At 42.2% G+C, this 17,326-nt stretch carries 15 protein-coding genes; 7 read left to right on the plus strand and 8 right to left on the minus strand.

The features are described from left to right. Positions 1 to 6: 6 nt before the first annotated feature. Complete coding sequence (locus tag FTT85_RS04960) at positions 7 to 1,158, minus strand: efflux RND transporter periplasmic adaptor subunit (protein WP_180110795.1); 1,152 nt, start codon at positions 1,156 to 1,158, stop codon at positions 7 to 9. 262 nt (positions 1,159 to 1,420) lie between these two features. Further along, positions 1,421 to 1,918: a thioesterase family protein gene (locus tag FTT85_RS04965; RefSeq protein WP_180004269.1), complete on the minus strand. Its 498-nt coding sequence runs from the start codon at positions 1,916 to 1,918 to the stop codon at positions 1,421 to 1,423. Between the two features lie 107 nt (positions 1,919 to 2,025). Between FTT85_RS04965 and hemB the strand changes: the two genes are divergently transcribed. Both hemB and thiO read left to right on the plus strand, forming a co-directional pair. Beyond that, positions 2,026 to 3,039: a porphobilinogen synthase gene (gene hemB, locus FTT85_RS04970; protein ID WP_111885258.1), complete on the plus strand. Its 1,014-nt coding sequence runs from the start codon at positions 2,026 to 2,028 to the stop codon at positions 3,037 to 3,039. A 137-nt stretch (positions 3,040 to 3,176) separates the two neighbouring features. After that, the gene (gene thiO / locus FTT85_RS04975) at positions 3,177 to 4,301 is read left to right on the plus strand and encodes a glycine oxidase ThiO (RefSeq protein WP_180183022.1); all 1,125 of its coding nucleotides are present in this window, start codon (positions 3,177 to 3,179) and stop codon (positions 4,299 to 4,301) included. A 21-nt stretch (positions 4,302 to 4,322) separates the two neighbouring features. Here thiO and FTT85_RS04980 read toward each other — a convergent pair whose 3' ends face one another. From FTT85_RS04980 to FTT85_RS04990, 3 genes are all read right to left on the minus strand, one after another. Further along, a complete protein-coding gene (locus FTT85_RS04980; RefSeq protein WP_168379055.1) occupies positions 4,323 to 5,258 on the minus strand; it encodes a TIGR01777 family oxidoreductase in 936 nt (311 codons plus the stop codon). A 66-nt stretch (positions 5,259 to 5,324) separates the two neighbouring features. Next, positions 5,325 to 5,774, minus strand: coding sequence for an ABZJ_00895 family protein (locus tag FTT85_RS04985; protein ID WP_180183023.1), 450 nt, complete (start codon positions 5,772 to 5,774; stop codon positions 5,325 to 5,327). 401 nt (positions 5,775 to 6,175) lie between these two features. Continuing rightward, positions 6,176 to 7,120 carry a sensor domain-containing diguanylate cyclase gene (locus FTT85_RS04990; RefSeq protein ID WP_180183024.1) on the minus strand — a complete coding sequence of 315 codons (945 nt, stop codon included), beginning with the start codon at positions 7,118 to 7,120 and terminating at the stop codon, positions 6,176 to 6,178. A gap of 167 nt (positions 7,121 to 7,287) precedes the next feature. Between FTT85_RS04990 and FTT85_RS04995 the strand changes: the two genes are divergently transcribed. The 3 genes from FTT85_RS04995 to FTT85_RS05005 all read left to right on the plus strand — a co-directional run bounded on the left by FTT85_RS04995 (position 7,288) and on the right by FTT85_RS05005 (position 12,657). Continuing rightward, positions 7,288 to 7,665 (plus strand): VOC family protein, encoded by a 378-nt coding sequence (locus FTT85_RS04995; RefSeq protein ID WP_180183025.1) that lies wholly within the window; start codon positions 7,288 to 7,290, stop codon positions 7,663 to 7,665. A 132-nt stretch (positions 7,666 to 7,797) separates the two neighbouring features. Further along, positions 7,798 to 9,051, plus strand: coding sequence for an exonuclease SbcCD subunit D C-terminal domain-containing protein (locus FTT85_RS05000; protein ID WP_180183026.1), 1,254 nt, complete (start codon positions 7,798 to 7,800; stop codon positions 9,049 to 9,051). A 9-nt stretch (positions 9,052 to 9,060) separates the two neighbouring features. Then, the gene (locus tag FTT85_RS05005; protein ID WP_180183027.1) at positions 9,061 to 12,657 is read left to right on the plus strand and encodes an AAA family ATPase; all 3,597 of its coding nucleotides are present in this window, start codon (positions 9,061 to 9,063) and stop codon (positions 12,655 to 12,657) included. 48 nt (positions 12,658 to 12,705) lie between these two features. On the opposite strand, the gene FTT85_RS05010 is transcribed toward FTT85_RS05005, so the two are convergent. Together FTT85_RS05010 and FTT85_RS05015 are read right to left on the minus strand one after the other, a co-directional pair. Then, positions 12,706 to 13,506, minus strand: a complete 801-nt coding sequence (locus FTT85_RS05010) for a thioesterase family protein (protein WP_078193098.1) — start codon at positions 13,504 to 13,506, stop codon at positions 12,706 to 12,708. Positions 13,507 to 13,699: 193 nt separating this feature from the next. Continuing rightward, on the minus strand, positions 13,700 to 14,386 hold the full coding sequence (locus tag FTT85_RS05015; protein ID WP_180121217.1) for a YggS family pyridoxal phosphate-dependent enzyme: 687 nt from the start codon (positions 14,384 to 14,386) through the stop codon (positions 13,700 to 13,702). A 125-nt stretch (positions 14,387 to 14,511) separates the two neighbouring features. Between FTT85_RS05015 and FTT85_RS05020 the strand changes: the two genes are divergently transcribed. Together FTT85_RS05020 and FTT85_RS05025 are read left to right on the plus strand one after the other, a co-directional pair. Next, positions 14,512 to 15,549 carry a type IV pilus twitching motility protein PilT gene (locus FTT85_RS05020; protein WP_078190026.1) on the plus strand — a complete coding sequence of 346 codons (1,038 nt, stop codon included), beginning with the start codon at positions 14,512 to 14,514 and terminating at the stop codon, positions 15,547 to 15,549. Between the two features lie 27 nt (positions 15,550 to 15,576). After that, positions 15,577 to 16,698 (plus strand): PilT/PilU family type 4a pilus ATPase, encoded by a 1,122-nt coding sequence (locus tag FTT85_RS05025; RefSeq protein ID WP_168379063.1) that lies wholly within the window; start codon positions 15,577 to 15,579, stop codon positions 16,696 to 16,698. Between the two features lie 78 nt (positions 16,699 to 16,776). On the opposite strand, the gene fur is transcribed toward FTT85_RS05025, so the two are convergent. Next, positions 16,777 to 17,214 carry a ferric iron uptake transcriptional regulator gene (gene fur, locus FTT85_RS05030; protein ID WP_078193101.1) on the minus strand — a complete coding sequence of 146 codons (438 nt, stop codon included), beginning with the start codon at positions 17,212 to 17,214 and terminating at the stop codon, positions 16,777 to 16,779. Between the last annotated feature and the right edge of the window lie 112 nt (positions 17,215 to 17,326).

Raw genomic sequence — 17,326 nt, forward strand, 5'->3', positions numbered from 1 at the left:
AGGCAATTACTTCGATTTCAAGTCAATCGTCGCTTCCATAGACAGCCCCACACGTAGTGGGTGTTCTGCCAACTCTTTTGGATCTAAACGTATCCTCACAGGTAAACGCTGAACTACTTTAATCCAGTTTCCTGTGGCATTTTGTGCTGGAATCAAGGCAAATGCTGAACCTGTGCCACCAGAAAAACCAGTGACTATGCCATTAAATTTAACTTTGTCACCATACAGATCAGACGTCAGCTCAACTTTTTGACCCGCTTGCACCCCTGCCAATTGGCTTTCTTTAAAGTTGGCATCGACATATAACTGAGAGACAGGCACCACCATCATTAATGACGTTCCCGGTGCAATGCGTTGCCCAACTTGAATATTGCGACGTGTCACTACACCATCAAAGGGTGCTTTAATTTGTGTACGTTCTAAGTCCAACTGAGCTTGTTGTAGACGTGCTTGTGTAATTAAAACATCTGGGGTTGAATTTTCATTGCTGTCTTGAATTAATGCATCATTCGCCGCTTTATTACTTTGTGCCGCTTTTTGACTAGATTTGGCTTGAGCGAGTCCTGCTTGTGCCACATCAAAACTGGCTTTAGCGGTATTCACAGCACTCTGCGCTGTGCTTAATTCTTCTTTAGAAATCGCACCTGAAGCAGCCAATTGTTGACGACGTTGTAATTCATCTTGTGCTTTATTCAGATCGGCTTGTGCTTTGGCCACTTGTGCGCTTGCACTATGAATTGCATCATCACTGACAAAGATTTGCGAGTTTAAAGAACTACTATTCGCCGCAGTTTGTTTGTATTGGCGTTTTGCTTTAAGTAATTCAGCCTGTGCCTGAGCTAAGGCAATTTCAGCATCACGAGCATCAATGCGAACAAGCACATCGCCTTTTTTCACTTGCTGCGTATCACTCACCAAAACCTCTGCCACTTGCCCCGTGACCATCGAGGTAATCGACGCTGTTTCTGCACCGACATAGGCATTATCGGTACTGACGGAATGATTTAGAAATATTGACCAAATCAAATACATCACCAAAGCAATCACGATCAATACAGCCACTATACCAAGGCCTTTTTTTCTGCGTGCTTTTAATTCCTGATCGGTGGGCTGCTCTGTAGATGGGGTTTCTGGCAGGTTACTAACGGTATCTGTCATAGATTTGTCCTAAATCTAGCAGACTTGGTCATGGCATCATGAGCTTTGCAAAGCATGTCAACTTTGCTGTCAGATAATGGTGTCGTGAGAAAGTCTATCTTCTTCAATTTTCCGGCATTTTAAAGCTAAAAAATCATATCCTGAGAATAGAAAATGTAACTCGTCAGTCTTTTTTTCGTCGGCAACAGGATAAAATCATGCCCTGCTGCCAATACTGGACTTTATTTTTTCATCATTTTGAATGTGTTAACTTAAAAATGGCTTAATAAGCATACGATGCAATCGCCGTTGCAATCGCTTTACCTTCATCATTGACCATGGTCATACGCATAGTGCAACCCTTACGGCCTAAACGTAAGGTTTCAGCTCGTGCAACGAAATACTGTCCACGTCCTGGCGCCAAATAATCCACACGCATATCGACGGTCGCTAAGCGAGATACCTTTTTACTCGTTTCTGCTAGATCTTCAGCTGTGGCCTTTTTATACAATTCTGCCATTGCAGAGATACCACCGATACTGTCGAGTAAAGTTGCCGCAACACCACCATGTAAAATTTGGAATGCGACATTTCCTATTAGATTACTGGCCATGTCCACACGTGCTTCGATCTGACCATCGATCACCGTCATTTTCATTGCATTGTGTACAAAAAATGGGGAGCTGTTAAATGCTTGAGCAATGTTATTTAATAAAGTATCGATTTCAATCTTCGAGTTTAGGTCAATATTACCGGTCCAACTCTTATTTACATCTGTCATAGCCTACTCGAATCGCTGTCATTGAATAAAAAAATAATACGGGGTGCGCCAAACCCTCATTATGCGTCTACAATAGTCAAAGTTTAATACTGATCAATGAGATTGTTATGACCTATACGTTCAATCGTCCAGCTTTTCCTGCTACCCGCATGCGTCGCATTCGTAAAAATGACCAGCTTCGTGCCATGGTGCGTGAAACTCAACTGACGACTGATCATCTCATTTATCCAGTATTTGTGTTGCCAGGCCAGCAACAAACTCAAGACATTCCAAGCATGCCAAACGTACAGCGTCTATCTGCTGACTTGTTACTAAGAAAGGCAGAACGTTTACTCGAATTGGGTGTTTCAAAATTAGCTTTGTTCCCAGTTACACCACAGGAAGATAAAAGCTTAACGGCTGAAGCAGCTTGGCATGAAGATGGCTTAGTCCAAAGCACCATCCGCTTATTAAAAAAAGAACTACCAGAAATGGTTCTCATCACTGATGGTGCTCTCGACCCATACACCACACATGGTCAAGACGGTATCATTGATGATACCGGCTATGTACTGAATGATGAAACCGTTGAATGCTTAATTAAACAAGCGCTCAGCCATGCCGAAGCGGGTGCAGATGTGGTTGCACCAAGTGACATGATGGATGGTCGTATCGGTGCAATTCGCCAAGCCCTTGAAGCCAATGGCCATATCTATACCAACATCATGGCTTATTCTGCAAAATATGCGTCTAGCTTTTACGGGCCATTCCGTGATGCGGTAGGTTCTTCAAGCAACCTCAAAGGTGGCAATAAATATAACTATCAAATGGACATCGGTAACCGTGCAGAAGCTTTACATGAAATCGCACTGGATATCCAAGAAGGCGCCGACATGGTGATTGTAAAACCGGGTATGCCGTATTTAGATATCGTCCGTGAAGTCAAAGATAATTTCGGTGTTCCAACATTTGTCTATCAAGTGAGTGGCGAATACGCCATGTTGGCAGGTGCCATTCAAAATGGTTGGCTGTCTGAAAACGTGATTATCGAATCGCTTATGAGCTGCCGCCGTGCAGGTGCAGATGGGATCTGGACTTACTTTGCTGAAGATGCAGCACTCATGTTGAAAGACATGAAATAACCTGCAAAGCCTTTCTGAAATGGTAACGTTCAGGAAGGCTTTTTTATATCTGTAAAATTTAAAAAACAGTCTTGGAAGAAAAACTTCGGCGTTGCTGAAGTTAAGATCAAACTCATACATTCATCGGTTAAAAGAACATGAATATTGCCATTATTGGGGCGGGTGTAAGTGGTTTACTCACCGCATTGGAATTGGTTGAACGTGGTTGTACGGTGACGATTTTCGACCAACAACGCACAGGTTCCGCTGCATCATGGGCCGGTGGTGGCATCCTCTCCCCGATGTATCCTTGGCGATATCCCAATGAAGTCAATGCGCTCGCACGTTATGGCAAGCAGAGCTACCAAAAATGGAATGAAAAATTAAAACCTATGACTGGGATTGATTTTGAAATTCATGAAACTGGCATGTTGATTTTTGACGAAGATGATTTTGAAATCGGCTTAGATTATGCCCGTTTGCACCAAGACCCGATGCAACAGGCGGATTATTTGCAATCCGAGCAAATTGAGCAGATTAATCCTCACATTTCAGCACGCTTTGCACATGGCATTTATTTTTCACAATTAGCCAACATCCGTAATCCGCGACTTTTGCAGTCTTTAACGGCTTATTTACAGCAGCATCCCAATGTGATCATTCATGAGCATTGCCCTGTTACTGATTTAAATACACAGCAACAGCGATTAGTCTCGATTCGGACTGCTGATGGTCAACAACACTTCGCAGATCAATATGTACTGGCAACAGGTGCTTGGTCAGCGAAATGGAGCAAACATTTAGAAATCGAGATTCCAGTACAACCTGTTCAAGGACAAATGCTTCTCTTTAAAACCCCGCAGAACTGGTTGCCGACCATGTGCATGAATAAAGTCATGTACTTGATTCCACGCCAAGACGGTCATGTGGTTTGCGGCTCAAGTATGCGCCAATGTGGCTTTGATACTCAGACAACAAATACAACCTTGCAGCATATTCAAGAATCATGCTTTGACATGGTGCCAGAGCTTGCCAACTTTCCGATTGTGAAGTCTTGGGCTGGCCTGCGTCCATCTTCCCCTGAAGGGATTCCGTATATTGGGCAGATGCCAAATTTCGACAATCTATGGGCAAATTTTGGGCATTTTAGAAATGGTTTATGTATGGGACCTGCTTCAGCTCAGTTATTGGCTGAACTGATGACTGGGGAAACGCCTTCATTCAATGCAGACAACTATAGTCCAACTCGCCTGTTTCAAGATGCATTGTTAAGCGTCGAATAATGGTCAATAGGTCAAATTCAACTAAGCCAATAAATCCTGCAAGGCTTCTTTTAACGTCGGAAATTTAAACTCAAAGCCTTGCTGTAATAAAGCAGCTGGCTGAACCAGTTGACCATTTAAAATTAATTGCGATTGCTCACCCAATAAAATTTTAAAAACAATTGCAGGCACATTGAGCCACGGCTTTTTCGCTAATTGACGTGCTGCAATCTGCGCAAATTGAGCCTGTGTCGATTTTTCAGGCGCAACTAAATTAAAAATATGCGGATCGATTGGCGTGGGTTCAAGCAATGCATGTTTTTTCTCTGCTTGTTTCATTAAAAACAGCATACTTCGGATCACATCTTGTATATGTATCCACACAAAAGGCTGCCGACCGGAACCTATTTTGTTGACCAAATTGAGCTGAATCGGTCGCAGCATTTGCGGTAAGATTCCGCCACCTTCAGCCAAGACCACACCTAGTCGTGTGATAATGGTATTTTGTTCAGGAAATTGGCGTGTGACTTGCTCCCAACTTTGGCATAGCTCTGACATAAAAATGGCTTGTGGTGCAGCATTTTCATCGCACACTTTTGTCCATTGTTCTTCAATATCAATACCATAATAGCCAACAGCCGAACCTGAAATAATGCATTTCGGAAAAATTTTACGTTTACGTAAATATTGATACAGCGCTTCTGTGGTTTTGACCCGACTTTCTAATAATTGCTGTTTACGCGTCTCTGTCCAGCGACCTTTGCCGATACTTTCACCTGCAAGATTAATCACATAATCAATTCTGTCATGAGGAATTTGATCGAGCTGCTGTACCCAAGTTAAATGTGGTGATTTAGAAATACGCCCAGCCTTACGACTGAGCCCAATCACTTTATAATCCGCAGCTAAAAGTGCCTTGATGAGATGTGTGCCAATAAAACCGCTGCCACCCGTCAGCAGTACTGTGGGCTGATGCATAATTTGTTCTTATCTATATGAAATAATACTGTTATCTATAGAACAAGATCACCAGATGATCAAGCTTTATGCGCCAAACTTTTGAGAAGCCATCCGCTGTGCTTGCGGACCATAAAACCAATAGGTGATTAAATACAAAGGGATAGCCATCAGTAATAACATGATCACCATTAAACTCATAAACTGAGGATGTTGAACATAGAGCATTAAATTTTGCCAAATTTCAGGATCTTTTCTTGAAAAAATTACGATACCCAAAAGTACAAAAGCTAAATTATATAACCAAAAAATCAGGCTAAAACCTAAGGTAAATTTTTTACGTTCCGCCTGTGTCGGTGCTCTCTGATTTTTATTTAAAAACCGAAATAACACCACGATCATGGCAATCAGGTAGGGTACGACCGTTAAAATACCGCCTACACCCTGTGGCAATAATGCAGCGATCACACCACAAATACAGGTCATGATTAAACAAATGAAAAAAAACAAGAAAAAATAACGTGTTAAAGACACCATGACCTTAACCCAAGAAGAAGTTGACACCTAGTATAAAAAAAAATGCATTTTTTTTCATTTTCATGTCAACCAATCTGTAAACGGCTACGTTATATAGGGTACAAGGTCTGTAGCAACCGATGATTTGGACGGCATCCACAATGTTTCGGTGACCTTTTTAAAAGCAATAAGCTTCATTTTGAATTTAAGTATGAACAGCAGCCATCACTTAAATTTAAAATCGATTTTTTGACCGACGATTTCATCATCACTCGAATCGTCGGTCTTTTATTTTGCGCCTCATGCATTTAGCATCGAATTTTATTTTTATATTCTACACCCAAAAAAAATCAGCCGATAAAAATATCGACTGACTAAAAACTTGCTGCAACTTTAAAATAATTCACAACTGCAAATCTATGTTATGCAGCACAGTAGCGATTACGCCCCTGTCTTTTGGCTACATAAAGGTTTTTATCAACTTGATCCAGAAATTGCATTGGATTATCCAGATCTGAAGGAATAATGGTTTTTACCCCCATGCTGAGTGTGACGAGTTCCGCCACTGCAGAGGCTTTATGCGGTAATCGTGCAGCACGCACGGCACCCATAATCCTATCGGCCATCATTGCTGCTGCTGCCTCATTGGTCTCTGGTAAAATCCAAGCAAATTCCTCGCCACCAAAACGCGCAACTAAATCACGAGGTCGTGTACAACAAGATTCCAAACTTTTGGCAATTTGATGCAAACAGGTATCCCCAATCACATGACCATTCAAGTCATTGTATTGTTTAAAATAATCTAAATCGATCAAAATTAAACTCAGCGGCTTTTGCGTGCGGATTGCGTTTAACCATTCACGCTGGTAAAAGTCATCAAACAAACGTCGATTTGCAATACCAGTTAAGCCATCTTTATATGAATATTCTTCGAGCTGACGTTGCAATTTTTGTAGTTGTTCCTCTTGTTTTTTCCGCTCGGAAATATCAAACATAAAGCCGACAAGACAATCTACATCACCATTTGGTTTACGCACGACATGAACAACATCACGTATCCAAAGATATGAACCATCTTCTTTAAGTGCACGATAATCTGCTTCATGATCTATACCAGCCATAGACTGTGAAACACAATAATTCAGTACATAATTACGGTCTTCCTCGTGCATACGTGACGCCCAATCATCTACCGTTTTCCAACTACTTTGTTTCCAACCGAGCAACTTTTCAATTTGCGGTCCAATATAGCTGAATGTTTTACTGTCCCAATCAATACACCAAGGAATGGCTAATGTAGACTCTAATAAAGTCTTATACACCATACTATTTGCAAGTTTTTCTTCATCAAAAGGATTATTTGGCATGTTGCATCTCCTGCTACCCCAAATGCAGGCAACACACCCGCTGTACAACAATTGATCTATATACAGGATTAGAACAACATTTTATATTCCTAGTTCTTGGTATTTTTTAGCCTAATTTCAAATCTCTGCTATTTGAAATGTGCAATCCATCAAAAAGAGTAATAACAATGAACCAGCTCTGCTATTTTGAAATTCAAAGTTCCGATCCAAAGCGTGAAGTTGCCTTTTATTCTGCGGTTTTCGGTTGGTCATTTACCCCAGTTGAAGGGCTGCCAATTCAGTACTTTCGTATTGAAACCCAAGGCATTCATGGTGGCCTCTTAGAGCGCCCTGCTCAGACTCCACCAACGCACTGCGGCACCAATGCATTTACCTGTAGTTTTGAAGTTGAAGATTTCGACCATATCGCTGAGAAAATTTTGGCGCAGGGGGGTCAAATTGCCATGGAAAAATTTGCGATACCCGGTCAATGTTGGCAAGGCTATTTCTTAGACCCAGACCACAATACCTTTGGCCTCGTACAAGTCGATTCAAATGCACAGTAACAGCTTAGATTGATGACCTTGTAACTGTCGAGAACGACTTAGTTTGACGTATGAATGATTAATCGCCCTCGAAAACGTGACCATCTGTGATACTTTAGAGCCCAATCAATTTTTTTGATTTTTGGGGCTTGCATGACTGTTCATTTTTTTCATACTTCTGATTGGCATTTAGGACAATTCTTCTATAACCACTCACGTGACTACGAACATGAGCAATTCCTCAATTGGCTGCTTGAGCAAATACAACAGAAACAGCCGCATGCCCTGCTCATTGCAGGTGATATTTTTGATGTCATCAACCCAGCTTCCAAAGCACAAAAACAGCTCTATCAATTTTTAGCCGATGCGCATGTGCGTGCCCCGCACATGCAAACCCTGATGATCGCAGGCAATCATGACTCAGGTTACCGTATTGAACAAGTTGAGCCATTATTAGAAAAATACCATGCCAAAGCTGTTGGCGTGGTCCATAAAAATACTGAAGGTCAGCTCGATTTAGACCGATTACTCGTGCCTATTTATGATGAACACAAAAATATTGTGGCATGGTGTCTAACCTTACCTTTTTTACGGGCTGCCGAGATCACCGGATTCAATGATCAAACCACCAATAGCCAAAACGCCATTGCCTATGTACATCAGCAATTAATTGCGGAAGCCAAATCTCGTAAAACCTCAGATCAAGCCTTAATTTTAATGTCACATGCCCACATGCAAGGCGGTGAAACCTCGAACTCAGAACGACCGATTATTATTGGCAATGAAGAAGCGCTTTCAACTGCACTGTTTGATGATGTAATTGACTATGTGGCACTTGGACATTTGCATAAACCGCAAAAAGTCGGACAGGCTCATATCCGTTATAGCGGCTCACCAATTCCCCTGTCCTTTAGTGAAATCAATTATAAGCATCAAGTGCTTGAGATCAGTATTGACCCGAATCAAAAGGATGAATCACGCTTTCAAATAGAGTCCTTAGCGATTCCGCGCAGCGTGCATTTGCATCGCATCAAAGGCAGCATTACGGAGGTTTTAACGCAGTTATCCGCTTTGGCGAGCGGTGAAATTGAAGATATTGATCAGCGTGAATATGTCGAAATTGAATATCATACCGACACCCCGCCAGCACCTAATTTAAGACAGCAGTTTGAAGAAGCTTTAGCGCCAAACCGTTATCGTTTGGTGCGTATCAGCCGCCGTTATTTAAATTCAGATCAAAATTATCAGCAACAAGCTGCAATCAACCTGGATCCGCCTACGCCTGAAAAATTATTCCAAAACCTTTGGGAAAAACAGGGCTACGGTGCTGATGACACCGTAATGAAAGATTTTTTAAGTTTGGTCGATGAAGCACAAAAATCACTTGAAGATGATGCGAACGCTTAAGGAATTGCCATGAAAATTTTATCTATACGCATTAAAAACTTGGCATCTTTAGCGGGTGAGCATTTTATTGATTTTGAATCTGAGCCATTGGCTAGTGCAGGCTTAGTGGCAATTATTGGTAAAACAGGTGCAGGTAAATCGACCATTTTAGATGCCATGTGTTTGGCGCTGTTTAACCGTGTGCCACGACTAAAAGACAGTGATGGCAAACTCATCGATGTAGATGGTTCAGAGTTGCCAACCAACTCACCGCAAACCGTATTACGCCGTGGCACAGGTCAAGGCTTTGCCGAGCTCAGCTTTGTTGCTCAAGACCAAAAAATCTATGCTGCACGCTGGGAAATTAAACGTGCCCGTGAAAACCCAAATGGCAAATTGCAAAGCGTACAGCGTTCACTGAAATGCTTAACGGATGGTAGTGTCGTTGCGGATAAAACCAAAGCGGTTGAGAGCCAAATTTCACGGATTACCCAGCTCAGTTTTGAGCAATTTACCCGTGCCGTTTTATTGGCTCAGTCAGAAGTGACCGCTTTTTTAAAAGCGCGTGATAATGAACGTGGCGAGCTGTTGGAATATCTGACCAATTCCAGTATTTTCGGGAAAATTGGTCAATTGGCCTTTGAAAAAACCAAGCAAATTGCCAATCAACGTAAAGAGCTGGAAAATGTTTTAGGACATATTGAAATTTTATCGGATGAAGATATTTCCTTACACAAGGCGAAATTTCAAAGCCATGCTGAGTCTTACCAAAAACTCGATAGTGAAAAGCAGCAATTGCTCAAACAGCAACAATGGTTTCAACACAAAGACAAACTGAATGCGGATATTCAGCAACGTAAGCAATATTTGGCTGTTCAACAGCAGCAACTCGATGCACTGCAGCCGCAGAAGCAGCAATTGCAGCAACTGGAAAAATTCGCCTCAATCCGTCCAAGCATCATTCAACGCAAGAATTTAAGTACTGAAATAGCAACGCTGCAGCCTCAATTGGCTCAAGCACAGCAGCAGTTCAGCGCAATTGAAATTAAGTTTAATCATGAAAAAACTCAATTTAAACAACTTGATCTACAGCAAAAACAGCAGCACCAATTTGAAGTTGATCATCAAGATCAAATTGATTTAGTACGTGCGCGGATTGCCGACCGCCGAGTGCTAGGCGATCAGCTCATTGCTGTGAAAGATGAACTCAAAAAACTGCAAGAGCAGCATGCCCCGCTACTTCAATCCGAACAGCAATTGCAACAAGTGCAGCAGCAGTTAGAACAACAGTTAGAGCAGCAAAATACCCTACTGCTGCAAACAGCACATTTTCAAGTTTTAGATGAAGCGCTGTCTGCACATCTCAGCCCTTTACAGCGCTTTATTCAAAGTTATGTGCAATTTGAGCAGCAATATGGTGATGTCGCTCAAGCCACGGAGCAACTCGCACAAAAACAACAGCAACTTGAGCAGCTCATCCAGCAATTTGGTCATGACCCAGCGCTTAACACTAAAATTACGGGCTTACGTACAGCGCGTGAAGAGTTATTACATCGTCTCAATCAATTGGATGTCACAAAGAGTCATTGGCAACGTTACCACGCTATACATCTTGAACATCAGCAAAAATTGCAAGAGCAACAAAAACTGCAAAGTGATCTCGCACAGCATCAGCAGCAATGCAGCACAGCTGAAACTGAGTTTCATACACAAAAATCGGCTCGAGAAAGTTTGCAAACAGTGTTGCAGCAGCAGCGATTACTGCATGCAGAAAATATTGAACAGCTCAGAGCTAATCTGGTCGCAGGAGAAGCATGTTTAGTCTGTGGTAGTACGGAGCACCCATATACACATAAACAAGATGAGCTTTCCCATGAACTGTTGAAACTGCAAGAACAGCAGGAACAGCAAGCGCTAGCGCAGGAAAAAGTAGCCTTTGATCTGTGGCAGCAACTGCAAAAAAAATGCACACAGCAATCCACTGCATTTGAAGCCAATGCACAGCAACTCATCGCAATCAGCACACAACAAAGTAATGTCCAAACCCAGCTTGAACAATCACTTAATGCACTGAATATTCCATACGATTTGCACTCAGATTTGAGCTTGCTTGAGACGGCTATAACGCATCATATTGCACAAACACAGCAGTCTTTGCAGCAAACAGAAGCTGATTTAAAAACCCATGAACAGGCGCAGCAAAACAGCCAAACTTTGTCTCAATACATTCAGCACACGACAAAACAGCTGACCGATGTACAGCATGCAGAACAAAATATTCAGCCTATTTTGTCTATACTCAATGACACTGAAAAACATGCATGGCAGCAATCGACCCGCACCGCTGCTGAACAGGTTTATGAGAAACTACAGCAGCGCCTTCATACGTTAAAACAACGCAATGAACTGAATACACAACTGAATCAAAAAACACAGCAGCTGGAACAGGCGAAACAGCAAAGTAAATTCAGTCAAGAGAATATTGCTGCAACTGAAAAACGAATTGCGAAACTGTTAGAAGAAGGTAAACAAAATAGCGATCTTGCAATCCAAGCTATTTTTACCATGACCCAAGTAACCGTTGAAAAACCGCATGAATGGTTATTGCAGTTTGAGCAAAATCGACAACAGCTGCAAACTCAGTTTAATACGGTACGTCAACAATTTGAGCAGCGACGCCAAGCCTTTGATACGGCACAAGCAACACTGCAAAAATATCAGGCACAGCAACTACAGTTGCAAACTCAACAAAATGCAGCCGCGTTGAGTATTCAACAGTGGTTAGCGCTGCATATTGATTTTAATAACACCTTGTTGCAGCAGCTCAGTGAAATTACACATGAGCAAGAGCTGCAACTGAAACAGCAAATTAGCTCGGCTGAACGTGTATATAGCGATGCTCAGTCTGCTAAGAAAACATTGGATGAGCAACTACAGCAGCACTTAATGCTGCAGCCTGAAATCGAATTTGAAGCACTACTCTCACAATTACAAAGTTTGGTTGAACAAATAACCCAAGTGATGGAACAGCGTGATGAAGTGAAACTCAAACTCGAAGTACATCAACGCAATGTAGCAAAACAGCAGCAATTTACCGATCAGATTCAACAGATCCAATCTGAGGAACATCGTTGGAATAAGATTTCGAGCTTAATGGGCGATGCAACGGGCAAGAAATTCCGTGATTTGGCACAGCAATATAACCTCGATATTTTAATTGAATATGCCAATCAGCAATTGGCGATGCTTTCACAGCGCTATACCTTAAAGCGCCTTGAAAACTCATTAAGCCTAGCCATTGTCGATCATGATATGGATGGTGAAACCCGCTCGGTCTCTTCGCTTTCAGGCGGTGAGTCTTTCTTAACCGCGCTCGCTTTATCCTTAGCCATTGCGAGCATGGCATCAGGTACAACAAAAATTGAAAGCCTATTTATTGACGAAGGATTTGGTACGCTAGACGCTTCAAGTCTGCACATGGTGATGAATGCTCTGGATCAGCTACAAAACCAAGGGCGTAAAGTCGTGCTAATTTCTCACATTCAAGAAATGCACGAACGAATCCCTGTGCAAATTCAAGTCAATCCTGTCGGAGCAGGTGCAAGCACCATCCAAATCGTATCTTAAAAAAAGCCTGCTTAAAGCAGGCTTTATAATTTTTGATTCTCTAGATCATTACGTCCCGAGTGGACGTAGCGTTAAAATCTGTTCACTACGCCCAAATGGGCCATGGACATCATGCAATACAGAACTACTCAAACCAACACCATCCGCTCCATACTGCTGCACGGTTTCCAGACCTAACCACTGTCCCTGTGGTAAACGGTGCAAATGGATTTGTAGATCCAGATTTGGAAAGCCCCAGCCAAATGGCCAATCCTGACGCGGAACAATACCATTGGCGGTATCAACCATGCCCATTAAACGGACAAAATCAGCAGTCGGCTCACCTTCAACCATGTCATGCTGTGTTCTCAGCCACACAATGCCTTGACCTGCACGGCGCCCATGGCTTCTTGCTTCAATCGACTGAATATATCCCCCCGGCCACTGACGGATACCGTCCCAAATCGGCGCAGTTTCTGGCCCAGTCACATCAGCATCCTCCAAACCTTTCACGGACTGGCTATTTTGCGTCATCATGCGCCAAGTGCGTGCCACAATGCAGGTTTTGCCCTGAGCCCGCATTTCAGATTCAATCAGTTCAATGGTTTTTCCCGGACGAATCACTTGCGTGATTATTTCAAACTCGCCAGCAGGAATTAAGCCCAAAATATCGAGGCTAATGCGCCCGATACGCATATCATGACGTGGTGAAAAACGGTCTAATTCAGCACAAATAATGCCTGTAGCTGGTGCCATGTGTTGCTCATGTGCATTCCATGCACCTTGTGCTAAATTGGTCGAATGGTAATGTGCCGTGACACAGCCTTGCGCATCTACGTCGCGTTGAATCAACTGATAATATGCCGTCATGAACTTCCCTATTTGTCCAAGTGTGAATTACTTCAATATCAAAAACATCCTGATTATTTTGTACTCAACTTTAATGGAAAGTTCAAATTAAAAGGCTCACTTTGAACCCATAGGTTTCATCTATTGTGAAAATTTATCTGCTGTGCTTACACTTTATAAGCCTAGTTTTTGAAAGCAGGCTGAATCTTCTGTCCTATTTTGAATAATCACGTGCGCCAAACAATGCTGTCCCCACGCGAACCATCGTTGAACCCGCAGCAATCGCATCTGTCATATCACCTGACATCCCCATGCTTAAGGTATCCCAATCCTCAGGTTTCGTATGCTGTGCTTTGACATGCTCAAAGAGCACTTTGGCATCAACAAACGCTTGCGGATTGTTTGGAGCAGGAATTACCATTAATCCACGTAAGCGTAAATTCGGTAGCGTAGAAATCTGTGCGACCAAATCTGCTACTTCATTCGGCTGACAGCCATCCTTCGTATCTTGCGCGTCAATATTGACTTGTAGGCAAATATTCAAAGGCGCTTGAGTCGCTTCTCGCTGGCTTGATAAACGCTCCGCAATAATCAAACGGTCTACCCCATGCACCCAAGCAAAGTTTGAAGCCAAATGTTTAGTTTTATTGCGCTGTACATGACCAATGAAATGCCATTCAATCTCTAAATCTGCCAAAGCCTCAATTTTTTCAAGCGCTTCTTGCAGATAATTTTCACCAAATGAGCGTTGCCCCGTTGTATACATTTCTCTTAGCATTTCAGTAGGATGCGTCTTAGATACAGCCAACAATTCAACCGACTGCTGTGGTCGACCCGCAAGTTGGCAAGCCTGCTCAATTTGCTGCAAGACTTGATTTCGTGCTTCTTGAAGTTTATTCATTGACGGGGTTCTCATTTCATTCATCTTTTTTTGCATTGCCCTGCAACTAAGTGTTGGTTAAGCTGTGGGAAAGCCTTATTATTCTATCAAAATAATTAAGATTTAATTTTTATCTCGGGGATTTTATGGACATTACAGAACTATTGGCCTTTGCTGCCAAAAATAACGCTTCGGATTTACATTTATCTTCTGGTATGCCACCAATGATTCGTGTGGATGGTGAAGTTCGTCGTATCAACCTTCCTGCTCTTGAACACAAAGAAGTGCACAAATTGGTTTACGACATCATGAACGATAAACAGCGTCGTGATTACGAAGAAAAATTAGAAACTGACTTTTCATTTGAAGTACCTGGTGTGGCTCGTTTCCGTGTGAACGCATTTAACCAAAACCGTGGTGCTGGTGCCGTTTTCCGTACCATTCCTTCAAAAGTACTAACCATTGAAGATCTTGGCATGGGCCAAATCTTCAAAGATATTTGTGAATATCCACGTGGTATCGTATTGGTGACCGGTCCAACAGGTTCGGGTAAATCAACCACGCTTGCTGCGATGGTCGATTACATTAACGACAACCGTTATGACCATATTTTAACGGTCGAAGACCCGATCGAATTTGTACACGAATCAAAAAAATGCTTGGTCAACCAACGTGAAGTACACCGTGATACGCACGGCTTTAACGAAGCACTTCGTTCCGCACTGCGTGAAGACCCGGATATTATCTTAGTCGGTGAGATGCGTGACCTTGAAACCATTCGTTTGGCGCTGACAGCTGCTGAAACCGGTCACTTGGTCTTCGGTACACTACATACAACCTCTGCCGCAAAAACCATTGACCGTGTGATTGACGTATTCCCTGCTGAAGAAAAAGATATGGTTCGTGCCATGTTATCTGAATCACTTCAAGCCGTAATTTCACAAACCCTACTCAAGAAAAATGGCGGTGGTCGTGTGGCTGCCCATGAAATTATGATTGGTATTCCTGCGATCCGTAACTTGATTCGTGAAAACAAAGTTGCGCAAATGTATTCAGCGATTCAAACGGGTGCCAACTACGGTATGACCACACTCGATCAAAGCCTAAAAAATCTTGTCGCAAAAGGCATTATTAGTACGCAGACTGCACGGACTGCAGCGAAGCAACCCGAATCTTTCTTGTAATTTTTTTATTTTTTTGGGGCGATCGTTATGGATTTTAACGGCTTACTTGATTATATGGTGGAGAAAAAAGCATCGGATTTGTTTATTACAGCCGATGTTGAACCCTCGATTAAGATCAATGGGCAAATTTTGCCAATTGGCTCGACTAAGTTACCGGGCCCGACTGTCGGTCAAATCTTACATTCGATTATGTCTGACAAACAGCGTAAGGAATTTGCCGATACGCGAGAATGTAACTTTGCCATTAGTAATACCAGTAAATCTGCTCGTTTTCGTGTCAGCGCCTTTCAACAACGTGACCAGCCAGGTATGGTGCTGCGTCGTATCGAAACCGTTATTCCAACGATGGATGAGTTGAAATTACCGCCGATTTTAAAAGAATTAGCGATGACCAAGCGTGGCATTATCATTTTCGTAGGTGCAACGGGTACAGGTAAATCAACCTCTTTGGCATCTTTGATTGGCTATCGTAATGAAAATAGCAAAGGTCATATCATTACAATTGAAGACCCGATTGAATTTGTACACCAACACCGAGGCTGTATCATTACCCAACGTGAAGTGGGTATTGATACCGACTCTTTCGAAGTTGCCTTAAAGAATACGCTACGTCAGGCACCTGACGTGATTCTTATTGGTGAGATTCGTTCACGAGAAACCATGGACTATGCGATTGCCTTTGCTGAAACCGGTCACTTGGTTTTTGCAACACTGCATGCCAACAACGCCAACCAGGCCATCGACCGTATCATTCACTTCTTTGAAGCGGATCGTCATAGTCAGCTATTCATGGACTTATCTTTGAACTTAAAAGCAATGGTTGCGCAGCAGTTGATTCCAACCATTGATGGTAATTCACGTCGTGCTGCCATTGAGATTTTGATCAACTCACCTTTAATTTCAGACTTAATCCGTAAGGGTGAAGTGCATGAAATTAAAGACCTGATGAAGCGTTCTCGTGAACTGGGTATGCAAACCTTTGACCAAGCCTTATATGACCTTTATAAAGCCAAGCAAATTAGCTACAAAGATGCGCTCAAACATGCCGATTCACCGAATGACCTGCGTCTACAGATTAAATTGTCTGAAGAAGGCGGTGAGCATTTACTGCGTGCAAATTCAAATATTACCTTTGATGGTCAACATTAATTTTGCTTAAATGCTTTCGGAAATAAAAAACAGACTTCATATGAAGTCTGTTTTTTATTCATTCTCATCCGCATCGGATTATTTTTTACGATATGCTTCTTGGCATTCAGGCGCATCACAATAGCCATAAAGATTTAATGAGTGACCTGTAAGTTGGAAACCAAATTTTTCTGCCACTTGATGTTGCTCATGCTCAATCACATCATTAGTAAATTCCACCACTTTATTGCAGTTTTGACACACAATATGGTCATGGTGATCTTCTTGCATAATCTCAAAAACAGAATGATTGTTTTCAAAATGATGGCGTTGAATAATACCTGCAGCTTCAAACTGTGTTAACACGCGATACACAGTTGCTAAACCCACATCTTCACCTTGTTCAAGTAAAGTCTTATAAATATCTTCTGCGCTTAAGTGATGTTGTCTTGAATTTTCAAGCAATTCCAATATTTTAATTCGTGGAAGTGTAACTTTAAGTCCAGCTTTACGTAAATCTTGATTTGAAATAGGCATGAAAAAAGGTCTCTCAACAAAATTAAAGTTGGAATATGCAACAAAGTGTAGATGCAGTATGATCTATCCTTGGATCAAATGCATCATAATTAATTTGGGATAGTTTAGCAAA

The organism is Acinetobacter sp. YH01020, from assembly GCF_013420275.1.
Classification (GTDB): domain Bacteria; phylum Pseudomonadota; class Gammaproteobacteria; order Pseudomonadales; family Moraxellaceae; genus Acinetobacter; species Acinetobacter amyesii.

Coding starts and splice junctions, on each gene's coding strand:
- FTT85_RS05010 (WP_078193098.1), bottom strand. CDS start 13,506: ATGACGGCATATTATCAGTTGATTCAACGCGACGTAGATGCGCAAGGC.
- FTT85_RS05005 (WP_180183027.1), top strand. CDS start 9,061: ATGAAAATTTTATCTATACGCATTAAAAACTTGGCATCTTTAGCGGGT.
- FTT85_RS04980 (WP_168379055.1), bottom strand. CDS start 5,258: ATGCATCAGCCCACAGTACTGCTGACGGGTGGCAGCGGTTTTATTGGC.
- FTT85_RS05020 (WP_078190026.1), top strand. CDS start 14,512: ATGGACATTACAGAACTATTGGCCTTTGCTGCCAAAAATAACGCTTCG.
- FTT85_RS05015 (WP_180121217.1), bottom strand. CDS start 14,386: ATGAATAAACTTCAAGAAGCACGAAATCAAGTCTTGCAGCAAATTGAG.
- FTT85_RS04990 (WP_180183024.1), bottom strand. CDS start 7,120: ATGCCAAATAATCCTTTTGATGAAGAAAAACTTGCAAATAGTATGGTG.
- FTT85_RS05000 (WP_180183026.1), top strand. CDS start 7,798: ATGACTGTTCATTTTTTTCATACTTCTGATTGGCATTTAGGACAATTC.
- FTT85_RS04960 (WP_180110795.1), bottom strand. CDS start 1,158: ATGACAGATACCGTTAGTAACCTGCCAGAAACCCCATCTACAGAGCAG.
- hemB (WP_111885258.1), top strand. CDS start 2,026: ATGACCTATACGTTCAATCGTCCAGCTTTTCCTGCTACCCGCATGCGT.
- FTT85_RS04995 (WP_180183025.1), top strand. CDS start 7,288: ATGAACCAGCTCTGCTATTTTGAAATTCAAAGTTCCGATCCAAAGCGT.
- FTT85_RS04985 (WP_180183023.1), bottom strand. CDS start 5,774: ATGGTGTCTTTAACACGTTATTTTTTCTTGTTTTTTTTCATTTGTTTA.
- FTT85_RS04965 (WP_180004269.1), bottom strand. CDS start 1,918: ATGACAGATGTAAATAAGAGTTGGACCGGTAATATTGACCTAAACTCG.
- fur (WP_078193101.1), bottom strand. CDS start 17,214: ATGCCTATTTCAAATCAAGATTTACGTAAAGCTGGACTTAAAGTTACA.
- thiO (WP_180183022.1), top strand. CDS start 3,177: ATGAATATTGCCATTATTGGGGCGGGTGTAAGTGGTTTACTCACCGCA.
- FTT85_RS05025 (WP_168379063.1), top strand. CDS start 15,577: ATGGATTTTAACGGCTTACTTGATTATATGGTGGAGAAAAAAGCATCG.